Origin of the sequence: Leuconostoc litchii (assembly GCF_008107645.1) — a bacterium.
GTDB classification, from domain to species: Bacteria; Bacillota; Bacilli; order Lactobacillales; family Lactobacillaceae; genus Leuconostoc; species Leuconostoc litchii.
On record NZ_SDGY01000006.1, the window covers coordinates 16,504 to 28,147 of the forward strand.

At 33.8% G+C, this 11,644-nt stretch carries 11 protein-coding genes and 2 riboswitches; of the genes, 4 read left to right on the forward strand and 7 right to left on the reverse strand.

Features of this window, described 5'->3' with window-relative positions; genetic code table 11:
* Nucleotides 1-263: 263 nt before the first annotated feature.
* Together nrdG and nrdD are read right to left on the reverse strand one after the other, a co-directional pair.
* On the reverse strand, nt 264-845 hold the full coding sequence (nrdG, locus tag ESZ47_RS08020; protein ID WP_148606409.1) for an anaerobic ribonucleoside-triphosphate reductase activating protein: 582 nt from the start codon (nt 843-845) through the stop codon (nt 264-266).
* Entirely contained in the window at nt 781-2,991 is a 2,211-nt protein-coding gene (gene nrdD, locus ESZ47_RS08025; protein ID WP_148606411.1) for an anaerobic ribonucleoside-triphosphate reductase, read from the reverse strand. The genes nrdG and nrdD overlap by 65 nt, the downstream gene beginning before the upstream one ends.
* Before the next feature lie 195 nt (nt 2,992-3,186).
* Here nrdD and ESZ47_RS08030 point away from each other — a divergent pair, with 195 nt between their 5' ends.
* Nucleotides 3,187-4,629, forward strand: a complete 1,443-nt coding sequence (locus tag ESZ47_RS08030; protein ID WP_148606413.1) for a nicotinate phosphoribosyltransferase — start codon at nt 3,187-3,189, stop codon at nt 4,627-4,629.
* Nucleotides 4,626-5,447 (forward strand): ammonia-dependent NAD(+) synthetase, encoded by an 822-nt coding sequence (gene nadE, locus ESZ47_RS08035; RefSeq protein WP_148606415.1) that lies wholly within the window; start codon nt 4,626-4,628, stop codon nt 5,445-5,447. Before ESZ47_RS08030 ends, nadE begins: the two co-directional genes overlap by 4 nt.
* A 119-nt stretch (nt 5,448-5,566) precedes the next feature.
* On the opposite strand, the gene ESZ47_RS08040 is transcribed toward nadE, so the two are convergent.
* The gene (locus ESZ47_RS08040; protein WP_148606417.1) at nt 5,567-6,037 is read right to left on the reverse strand and encodes an Rrf2 family transcriptional regulator; all 471 of its coding nucleotides are present in this window, start codon (nt 6,035-6,037) and stop codon (nt 5,567-5,569) included.
* A gap of 121 nt (nt 6,038-6,158) precedes the next feature.
* Here ESZ47_RS08040 and ESZ47_RS08045 point away from each other — a divergent pair, with 121 nt between their 5' ends.
* Nucleotides 6,159-7,019, forward strand: coding sequence for an NmrA family NAD(P)-binding protein (locus ESZ47_RS08045; protein WP_148606419.1), 861 nt, complete (start codon nt 6,159-6,161; stop codon nt 7,017-7,019).
* A gap of 154 nt (nt 7,020-7,173) precedes the next feature.
* On the opposite strand, the gene ESZ47_RS08050 is transcribed toward ESZ47_RS08045, so the two are convergent.
* Genes ESZ47_RS08050 through ESZ47_RS08065 form a run of 4 tightly spaced genes read right to left on the reverse strand, consistent with a single transcriptional unit; the run spans nt 7,174 to nt 10,384 of the window.
* A complete protein-coding gene (locus ESZ47_RS08050) occupies nt 7,174-7,689 on the reverse strand; it encodes a YiiX/YebB-like N1pC/P60 family cysteine hydrolase (RefSeq protein ID WP_148606421.1) in 516 nt (171 codons plus the stop codon).
* 23 nt (nt 7,690-7,712) lie between these two features.
* Nucleotides 7,713-8,381: an energy-coupling factor transporter transmembrane component T family protein gene (locus ESZ47_RS08055; protein WP_148606423.1), complete on the reverse strand. Its 669-nt coding sequence runs from the start codon at nt 8,379-8,381 to the stop codon at nt 7,713-7,715.
* Nucleotides 8,382-9,782, reverse strand: coding sequence for an ATP-binding cassette domain-containing protein (locus ESZ47_RS08060; RefSeq protein WP_148606425.1), 1,401 nt, complete (start codon nt 9,780-9,782; stop codon nt 8,382-8,384). It lies immediately after the preceding gene.
* 14 nt (nt 9,783-9,796) lie between these two features.
* The gene (locus ESZ47_RS08065) at nt 9,797-10,384 is read right to left on the reverse strand and encodes an ECF transporter S component (protein WP_148606427.1); all 588 of its coding nucleotides are present in this window, start codon (nt 10,382-10,384) and stop codon (nt 9,797-9,799) included.
* Nucleotides 10,385-10,502: 118 nt separating this feature from the next.
* Nucleotides 10,503-10,591: riboswitch (TPP riboswitch) on the reverse strand.
* Between the two features lie 121 nt (nt 10,592-10,712).
* Nucleotides 10,713-10,814: riboswitch (TPP riboswitch) on the forward strand.
* A 74-nt stretch (nt 10,815-10,888) separates the two neighbouring features.
* On the opposite strand from ESZ47_RS08065, the gene tenA reads away from it, so the two are divergent.
* A complete protein-coding gene (gene tenA, locus ESZ47_RS08070; protein ID WP_148606429.1) occupies nt 10,889-11,638 on the forward strand; it encodes a thiaminase II in 750 nt (249 codons plus the stop codon).
* Nucleotides 11,639-11,644: the final 6 nt, after the last annotated feature.

Below are 11,644 nucleotides of genomic sequence, written 5' to 3' on the forward strand. Positions count from 1 at the left end.
AATCCTTGACATAGTATATTTAATGAATTACAATGTTTAGATTGTGTTATATTAAAACAGAATCAAATATCGTTTAACAAATACCATTTATCTTCATATAATTGTATTCTGCGATACATTTCTTTTAATGTCATGCTAAATTAGGGTGTAAACTGCTACAAAAAGGTAGTTAACTTATTAACATCTCTTGTTCAATAAAATTTATGTCACTAAAAAGACCTATTATTCATTTCATGAATAATAGGTCTTTTTAGTTATATCAATTACCTTACTAATTTATCCCAAATCACAACCTTATCAGCTGCTAATGACTTAGGTACATCAATAATCCTTTGATTAGCACTACCTCTAAACTGTAATGTTAAATCTTTTTCTTCTTCCAAAAAACGTCCATCAACTAGTATATCAATTAATGATAATAGTCTCATTTTATCATAGGTCTCTTGCTGCAGTTCATCCCATGTATATCCAGTCCAGGACCATATATCTTTTGAATGACCAAATTCTTTGCGAATTCGACGACATAACTTCAAACAAACATCAGTATTTAAGAAAGGTTCTCCCCCTAATAAAGTTAGTCCCTGCACATAGTCCTGACTTAAATCTTCAATAATTTGGTCTTCTAATTCTTGTGTATAAGGCTGTCCAAAATGAAAATTTTGAGCTGCAACATTATAACAACCTGGGCAGAGAAACATGCAACCACTCACATACAAACTACAGCGTACACCCTCGCCATCAACAAAGTTAAAAGCCTTATAATCAGCAATATAATTTTGACTATACTTCTGCGCGGTCCATTCTTTGGGCATCGGATTGTTTGGTTTTCGCAAAGGTCGCGACATTTTCAATCATCTCCTTAGTTAAATTCTTTTGACGTGAAATTATTTCAATATGTCGACCATGAACCATTGGTCGTTGCTGAGGATTTCCTAGATAACCGCATGTTCTCTTAACAACATCACAAAATGCTGGATCATGGTTGCCACATTCAGGACACGTAAATCCACGAGCAGTTGCTTTGAATTCACCAGCAAAACCACATTTAAAACACTTATCAATACATGTGTTCGTACCTAAATATCCAACATGGTCGTAAGCCCAATTCCAAACAGCTTCTAGTGCCTGTGGATTTTGCTTCAAATTAGGATATTCACAATAATGGATAAAACCACCCGCTGCATATTTTGGAAATACCTCTTCAAAGCTTATTTTGTCAAATGGCGTAGGATGCTTTCTAACATCATAATGAAAACTATTCGTATAATATTCTTTATCAGTAATGTTAGGGATATCCCCAAACTTCTGTTTATCAAGATGACAAAATGTGTCTGTTAGTGACTCAGCGGGTGTTGAATACAAACTATAGTGATAGCCACTCTCTGCTTCCCAATCTTGACAATAATCATGCATTTTTTTAACGATTTCTTCAGCAAAAGCATGTGCCTCTGGATTATTTTCCCAATTAGGGCCAAAGAAAGCCAAACAAGTCTCATACAGCCCAACATATCCCAATGAAATTGTTGCTCGACCATTCTTGAATACTTCATCAACACTATCTGTAGCCTTTAATCTTTTCCCAAATGCACCATACATATATAGCAATGGTGCATTTTCAGGAACTGCTTCTTTAGTTCGTTCAATACGATATGCTAAGGCATCGTGACATAAAGCCATTTTTTCGTCAAAAATTTCCCAAAATAACGCCACATTTCCTTCAGAAAATAAAGAAATGCGTGGCAAATTAACTGAAACAACGCCTAAATTCATACGTCCTGAGTTAACTTCTACACCATTCTCATCTTTCCATCCTTGTAGAAATGATCGACAACCCATTGGTGTTTTGAAACTACCAGTTAATTCGACAATCTTGTCATACATTAACAAATCAGGATACATCCGTTTTGTAGAACATTCAAGTGCCAACTGTTTGATATCGTAATTTGGGTCATAAGATGCAAAGTTTAGTCCCTTTTTTAAAGTAAAAATCAACTTTGGAAAGATAGCTGTACGTTTTTCTTTTCCTAATCCCTTGATTCTTATCTTTAAAATTGCCTTTTGGATCTCCCTTTCGATCCAACTAGTTCCTAAACCAAAATTAACAGTAGTAAATGGTGTCTGTCCTTGTGATGAATATAATGTATTAATTTCATATTCCAAAGCTTGCATGGCATCATAAATATCTTTACGAGTCTTTTCTTCAGCATAAGCAACACGTTGATCAGCAACTACCCATTTTTCTGCTTCAACAATATGTTTGTCATAATTCATCTGTGCATACGGTGCCAACAATTGGTCAATACGGTTAGCGGAACAACCACCATATTGTGAAGAAGCTACATTGGCGATAATTTGTGCCATTTGTGCAGTAGCCGTTTGAATAGAATGAGGTGAATCAACCCATGCATTTCCTATCTTATAACCATTTGTTAGTAAATTATCAAAATCAATTAAACAACAGTTCGTTGCTGGTGTTACGGGTGAGTAATCTAAATCATGCCAATGGATATCACCACGTAAATGCGCCTTAGCAACTAATGGCGGTAACATTTGTAAGCCTAACGCTCGACTGGCAGCCCCCGCTTCCAAGTCGCGTTGTGTATTGAATACTCGACTGTCCTTATTAGCATTTTCATGAACAACGTCTTCGTCTTGTGAAAATAGTTTTTCTATTCTTTTTTGAACGTTAGAAGCATCAGAAAAGTTTTGCTCGTCGGCTACATGATATAAATTATATGCATTAACGGCATCAAATTGCTCATAATTTTTGAGTAGTGAGAGCAATAAATTACGAATTTCAATTGTTGTTACACTTGCTTGAGATGCCAAAGATCGATATAAATCTTGGTTAATAGCATCAATAATATCTTCTGTTAAATTGAGTTTTTCTAAAATAAAATTAATTTTATACGCGTAAAATTGCGTCCCCTCACCACTATGCTTAATTACTGTTAAATTGGGTAAACTAATTAGTTTAATCGTATTGTTCATTAACAAACTACTTCCTCCAGCGCTATTTTTTAATTGCTATAATTTAAATGTTACAACTATTTTTTATATAATAGTAGGACAAAGAGTGTCTCTGGATTCAAAAAGCCCTTGTTCATTAGTATTCAAACGATTAAGTTATTATAAAATTAATTCACATATCAATTTATTGATATAATAAACTCAGAGGACTTTAATATGTATTCTGATGACTCACTGGTACTTCATACTGACGCGTACCAAATTAATATGATTTACACCTATTGGAAACAAGGAATTGATCAAACACCTGTTGTATTTGAATCATACTTTCGAAAGATGCCTTTCAACAACGGTTATGTTATTTTTAGCGGTTTAGAGCGTATTGTGAAAATTTTAACTCATTTAAAATTTAGTAACGATGATATTGATTATCTACACTCCTTAGACCTATATGATAAAGATTTTCTAACATACCTTAAAAATTGGCGTCTCACCGCAACTATTCGTTCAGCCTACGAAGGTGAAGTGATGTTCAATAATGAACCAATTTTACAAGTTGAAGGGCCACTTGTTGATGCACAACTGTTAGAAACCTTACTTCTAAATATTATCAACTTTCAAACATTAATCGCCACCAAAGCAGCTCGAATTGCTAGCGTAACAAATGGTGAACCCTTATTAGAATTTGGTACGAGACGTGCGCAAGAATTAGATGCTGCGTTATGGGGTACTCGTGCAGCTTTTATAGGTGGTTTCGATGCTACGTCAAATGTCCGTGCTGGCAAGCTATTTAATATTCCAATTTCAGGAACTCACGCTCATGCACTGGTTCAAGCATACGGAAACGATTATGATGCTTTCTATGCCTATGCATCTACACATAAGGATGTCGTCTTTTTAGTAGATACTTTTGATACGTTAAAATCTGGTGTGCCAAACGCAATTAAGGTTGCAAAAGAGTTTGGCGACAAAATTAATTTTCAAGGTGTCCGTATTGACTCGGGTGATATGGCTTATCTTTCAAAAAAAGTTCGCATAATGCTTGATGAAGCTGGATTTTTAAATGCTAAAATCTACGCTTCAAATGATTTAGATGAAAACACAATTTTAAACTTAAAAATTCAAGGTGCGAAAATTAATGTGTGGGGTATTGGCACAAAGCTAATCACTGCCTACGATCAACCTGCTCTAGGAGCAGTATATAAAATGGTCAGCAATAATGGCCATGATACAATTAAGTTATCCAATAATGTCGAAAAGATTTCAACCCCTGGTAAAAAACAGATTTGGCGTATAACTGATAGTCAAGATGGTAAATCTGAAGGTGATTATTTAACCTTTAACGACGAAAATCCTAATAATCTTGAAACGTTACACATGTTTGACCCTAACCACCCTGTTATCTCAAAAAACATTAAAAACTTTAATGCACAGCCAATATTACACGATATTTTTGTTCATGGTGAATTAATTTATGATTTACCTGACATTTTGTCCATTAAACAGTATGCTAAACAATCGTTAGATAACTTGTGGGATGAATATAAACGTATTCTTAACCCAGAAACATATCCAGTTGATTTATCTCAAAAGCTCTATGATGCTAAAATAAAACTAATTCATGAAATTAGAAATAAAATTCAGGAGATATCTAAATGAGACCTTTACAAGCAAAAATAATTGCAGAGCTTCATGTTCAACCTCTTATTGATCCACTATTAGAAATTAGACGTTCAATCGATTTTTTAAAGCAATATTTGACACACAGCATTTATACAGGTCTCGTGATAGCCGTTAGTGGTGGTCAAGATTCAACGTTAGCCGGCAAAATTGGGCAACTAGCTATTGCAGAATTACGTGATGAAATCAACCAAAAATATGAATTTGTTGCCATTAGACAACCTTATGGTGAGCAAAAAGATGAAGAGGATGCACAAGCAGCACTTGATTTTATTCACCCTGATTTAACTATTACAACAAACATCAAAGATACAACAGATGCTATGGTACAGGATTTAAGAATGGGGGGGCTCAAAGTAGATGATATGAGTCGTGGCTCTATTAAACCAAAAATGCGTATGATAGCCCAATATGCTGTAGCACGTGAACATAATAGTGCGGTAATTGGCACTGATCACGCATCAGAAGCTATTGCAGGCTTTTTTACAAAATATGGTGATGGTGGTACAGATATTAATCCACTTTGGCGCTTGAATAAACGTCAAGGACGACAAATGTTATCCACGTTAAAAGCACCAAAACATCTCTACGATAAGACCCCTACAGCAGACCTAGAAGATGATCATCCGCAATTGCCAGATGAAGTAGCACTAGGTGTAACCTATGATACGATTGATGATTATTTAGAAGGTAAAATTGTACCTGTTAAAGATGCCGAAAGAATAGAAAGCATGTATTTATCAACACAACAAAAGCGACATGAACCTATTACTATTTACGACACGTGGTTTTATTAAAAATATACTTCACAAATTTAATAATCAAAAAAGCCTTGTTAATACAAGGTTTTTTCTATATCTATTCTCTTAATTTTAAAAATAAGTTAACTTAGAATATATTTGTTTAATAAAACTCCTCAATTAAAAAAATTCTCACTATTTTTTAGTAACTGGCCTTTTTGTTGAGCCAAAGAAACAATTTTTTTTACTGTTGTTGCTAAAGTAACTTCTCGCATTTTATGTTCAATCAATTCTTGAAGTTGTTGGTACTCGTCTGTCAAAACCTCTTGAATATTCCCACCAACAATACACTGTTTTTCTGTCTCTTGATCCACTTTAAACAGTGTATCAGCATTCATTTTTAAACTAGCATAAATATCATAAAATGAAATCTCTTCCAAGGACTTCATCAAAACTGGCTTTGCTTGCCCGTTCGTCGTTTGAATTAAGTTAGATTTTTTTAAGGCACTCATTATTGAACGTACTCTTGCTGAGGTAACTTGCACACTCTCTGCAATTGTAGTACTTGATAGATTTTTCTGTTCATGATAAATGGCAATGTAAGTCATAATATGGATTGCGTCACTAAGCTGTGTTGAATTTCTCACTGTATCAAATCCTTCGTCTTTATTTTTCTTGACTATAGGTCTTTAATAAGCGTACACTATAGCTGTATAATAAAATTATACAGCTGACAAGACAAGGATTCAAGAAAGGATTGATTATATTATGACTGTTTTAGTAACCGGTGCCACTGGTGGTTTAGGTAATATGGTATTAAATCATTTAAAAAATATAATACCTCAAAAAGAAATTTATGGTTTAGCACGTAATAACGATAAGTCTCAAAAACTGTTAAAATCAGGATTTAACGTAAAAATTGCAACTTACGATGATCCTACTCTGTTAGAACAGGCTTTTGAGGGTGTAAATCGATTACTACTAATTTCCAGTAGTGAAATTGATCATCGCCAAGAACAACACAAAAACGTTATTGATGCAGCTCAAAAAGCTGGTGTTTCGTACATTGCTTATACTAGTTTTGCCAAAGCGACTAAAGCAAACAGCCCTTTATCCGAGGATCACGCCTATACAGAAAATCTTATTTTGAATACGGGCATTGATCATACTTTTTTGCGAAATAATTGGTATTTAGAAAATGAAAAAACGCTCCTTGACACAGCACTTATTACTGGAAAAGTAGTTCATGCTGGTGGAAATGGTCAAGCTGGTTGGCAATTAAGACGAGAATTTGCTGAAGTAGCTGCTAGAGCTATTTCAGGACAGTTTTCCTTTCCTAATGTTTTAGAAGTCGGTGGTAGCTTAATTACCTATCAACAGTTGTTTGAAGCTTTAGAAAGATTTTCTGGTAAAAAGATAGAAATTATTAGTAGTGATAATAATGCTGCTTCAAAATATTTACAAGATTTTGCCGATCTTCCTAAAGAGGTAGCTAATATATATGTCAGTTCACAAGAAATTATCAGAAGTGGTGATTTAGCTGTACAAGCTGATAATATGACGAAATATCTTGGTAGACCCCTAATATCAACTGATGACGCTTTAAAAGAGTTGCTACACTTAACGTGAGTCGTAGAGAAATATTTACTTTTTACGTGAACAACACTTATTTTAAAGCATAGATATCAAAAAATATTTCTTATATTCAAATTCAACAATAAAAGCCCTAAAATTAGCAGAAGCAATCTACTAATTTTAGGGCTTTTATTTATATATTTCAATTTTACTTTATGGTACCAATAAAATGTAGACGAGGATTTTTAATCATATCGTTAGGATTAGTACCCAAAACATTTAAAGGTACACTTTCTCCTAATTTGTGATAATAGGTTGCCCAAAAATCAGAAATTTCCTTCTCCTGATCACCAAAACACATTGGTTGTTCATTAAACACTACAACTCCCCTAAAGGATTCTAGAACTAATTGTGAACAATAAAGTCCATCTGTATTAGGTCGAAATGAAAAATTGTATGGCTTGCCTAAGTGTTTTCTAGCATGCTGAACTACTAAGGATCGATTTTTGATGTCTGCCCGATATACATCGGCACACTTATTTTTATCCAAAAATGATTGTAAACGCTGCTCACAAACACCTGTTTGAGGAGTTGCGTGAATCACATGCCCTTCATCAGAAACAATAGCAACATGTACAAAATCACCTGTAGATTGAGCTATTCCATCATCCAGCTCACTGTGTCCATTTTTTATAAAGAGTAAATCAGCTTGTTTTAGTTCCATAACAACAGTTTATCATACTTATCTCACCAAAGTTTAGCGACAAATAAACAATATTGTATAAATAACATAATTACCAAAATTATGATCCATCCACTTAATTTTGTTGGAAACTGCTCATGGTAACTTCTACGCTCACCCTCTTCAAATCCATGAGAGGTCATAGCCATGGCTAAGTTATTGGACCACACCAATGCTTGAGTAATTGCTTTAAAATAAAGTTTTGGTGACCAAAAATACAATACCTCTCCTCGCATTAAACCTACTGCACGAATTGTTCTTATGGCCTTGATAATTTTAGGGATAAAATTAAGCGCACCTAATATACCATAAACAAATGTTGCTGACATTTTGACATTTTGCTCTAAAGAACGTAATAATTTGTACAAGATCATGTTGGCCATAAAAGCAGCACCCATAAAAACATAGGCAACAACACGAGTAGTCATAACAGATGCAAAATGAATTCGTTGAACCGCTTCACCTGTACCAAAAAAATAAAATGAAGTGAAAGACCCAATGGTTGGTAAAATGCAGACAAGTATCAAACGCACAAAGCTTTTTATCGAACTTTTTGAAATGATTAAAATTATAATACTAATCAAAATCAAGAGTAAATTAAGATATACAGATTGTGTAAAAGCTATTTCTATTGAGATAAGCAATACTAATAACAACTTTTGTGTTTCATTCATTTATGAAATTGTCTCCTCATATGTTAAACCGTTTTGGCTGAAATGAACATGATAGTCGACATATTTTGCAATACCATCAGTTTGATGTGAAATCATGATAACAGTTTGATTTAAGTCATTGATTACTTCTTTAATAATCGACATAACAATTTGAACAGATTTTTTATCTAATCCAGCTAATGGCTCATCTAATAATAAGGTTTCTGGCGAAATAATCATCATAAGCAATAGTTGTAACTTTTTTTGTTGTCCACCAGATAACTCGTATACACTATGTTCTGATAATCCTGTCAGATTGAGTCGTTGAATACTTTTAGTTACTTTAGTTTCAGTCCAATATTCTGGATAACGGCTCTGTTGTTGAGCTTGTTCAATCTCTTCTCTTACATTAATGTTCAAAAATTGATTCATTGCATTTTGAAAGACTAGACCTACTAATCGTGCATATTTTTTTAAAGATAATTTATTAATGGACTGTTTTTGGTACAATAATTCTCCTTCAAAAACATGTAATCGTGCAAAAGTTAACAGCAGACTTGATTTACCAATACCATTTGGACCAGTAATTAAAGTTACTTTTTGTTTGGCCCATTTAAAATAGCTTTTTTTCAAAATAAACATGTCACCATTTTTTATTGTCACATCTGCCATGCTAAACGCTAATTCTTCAATTGGTTTGTTAGTAAGCAACTTCTGCACGCTATGTTGATTAAACATGGTGTCAAATTCATGTGTTTCTATTTGATGCAGTGTCTTATTTTTTATACAAAACACATCCGTAATTAGCGTTCGATAATCACTTGTATCATGGTCAGCAACTAGAATACCATGACCCTGATCAGCTAATTTTTTCAACAATAACTGTAATTCTTGCCGATGTATGGGGTCAACGGCTGCAAATGGTTCATCTAATAAAATAATTTCGGCACCCATAGCCAATGTTTCAGCCAAAGCTACTTTTTGTAATTCTCCCCCTGATAAATACGCTAATTCACTGTAACGTAATGATTCAATACCTACTGCACGTAAGGCTTCATTAATTCGTATATCAATATCTTGCTTGGATAATGATAGATTTTCGAGTGAAAAAATTAATTCATCTTCTACACGATCCATTGCAAATTGTTGGTCTGGATGTTGAAATAGCATAGCTACTTTTTTTGCTCGGAAATTAGCTTTGATGTTTGCAATATTTTGCTTATCTAATAAAACTGTTTGTGACAACTCACCACCATATTTAGGATATAATCCTGCCAAAGCAGTCATCAAGGTAGATTTTCCACAACCTGATTCACCAACTAATAAAATAAATTGTCCAGGCCGTATAGCTAAACTAATATCTTTTAGGATTAATTGCTCATTAATTTTGATATTTAAATGGTCAGTTTTTAAAGTTGTCATAATTTTTATGAACCTTATTGTTCCATTTTTAATAGTTTAGATTTTTCTAATAAGTTAACAATCCAATAGACTAGTACGCCAGCAAAAAAAGCAATAGAAATCCAACGTACAATAAATAGACCAAATAACATACCAAATCCAAACTGTAAATAACCATCATGAAACAGCGACCATACAAAAGTCATAACAGTTCCAGTAAAGGTTGACAAAATCAAACCTGTCTTCCAATTTTTATAACCTGTCAATGTAAAACCTAGCTCTGAGCCAATGCCTTGAATAAATCCCGAAATTAAAGTAGCTACGCCCCAATATCCTCCCAAAAGAGCTTCTCCTGTAGCGCCAAGCAACTCACCAATTAAACCAGCACCCACTCGTCTCAATAAATAACTAGAAAGAGGCGCCGCCATCATCCAAGGACCAATTGTGATTGCAATTGTATATTGATGTAACCCAAGTGGTACTAATACAGCATCCAAAGCTGTATACACCGGATCCATAATAAAATAAATAACACCAAAAGCAATACCTATTAACGCCATTAGTATAACTTCACGTAATGACCATTTACTCTTTGATCTTGATGAAATTTCTACTTGTTCCATAAACATGTTCTCCTCTTTTTTGAGGGTGTATGTTTCGATAAAATACCTTTTAGTAATAAGTGCCTAAAAAAGCCACCAACCACAAAAGAAACTAGTGATTGATGGCATCTAAAAGACGTCTTAATCTAAGTTATCTTCCTTCGCAGGTCTTAACCTGACAGGTTCAATGGGTATTATCTCAACCTTACGGTACCCCAGATAAAATATTTAACTACGAGAAAGAGTATAGCCTATTAATTTTAAAAATGCAAGATGCGGATTATTATTTTTTATCTAGTTGCAATTATTTCGTTGAAGTGCTATGCTTACTTCATCAAAATTATTATATATTGTCCACTAGGGGTGCCTCTTGGCTGAGATGATGTCTAACATCAATCCCTTCGAACCTGATCTAGTCAACACTAGCGTAGGAAAGTGGTATTCTTTTTAATGAAGAATGCTCTTTTTTGCCTATGCAAGAAAGAGCATTTTTGTTGATGATTAAACAAATTACTAGGAGATATTATGTTATTTTCAGAAGAATTACGTGCTCAAGCACAACCAATTATGACTGCTATTCACGAGCATCCATTTGTTCGTGGTATCGCAACAGGTTACGTACCACGAGAGGCTTTAATTTTTTACGTGGAACAAGATTTTCAATACCTTAGTGAATTTATAAAAATCTATGCCAACGCGATTACAAAATTAAAAGACCGAGAAGAAATGAAATTTTTTGCCAATTCAATTAATTTCATTTTAAATAGTGAAATTCATCCACATCACGTTTTTTGTGATATAGCAGATGTTGCATATGAAACATTACAACATGCAACGCCCGCACCAAAAGCATATTTGTATGAATCACATATGTATCGTGCTGCAGATACTGGATCATTGCTTAACATCTTAGCTGCTTTTCAACCTTGCCCCTGGACATATAGTGAAATTGCTCAAAAGCAAACAAAAGAACATGCTAATCACAAAAACAATCCCTTTAAAAGCTGGATTGATTTTTATGCTAAGTCAGCAAATGAATCTGAAGGTTCCTTATCAAATAGTGTGTTTCAATGGATAGACCGTTTAGCAGAAAACGCCACTCCTCAGCAACGTCAACAAGCAATGCAGTTTTTTCTAAAAAGCTGTGAATTAGAATGGCAATTTTGGGAACAAGCTTATCATCAAGAAGACTGGCATTTTAAAGAATTGTTAACAACAGAAAAAAATAGCCATAATAAAAAGTTGTCTTACAATCGTAAAACAACTATACAATAAAACTTT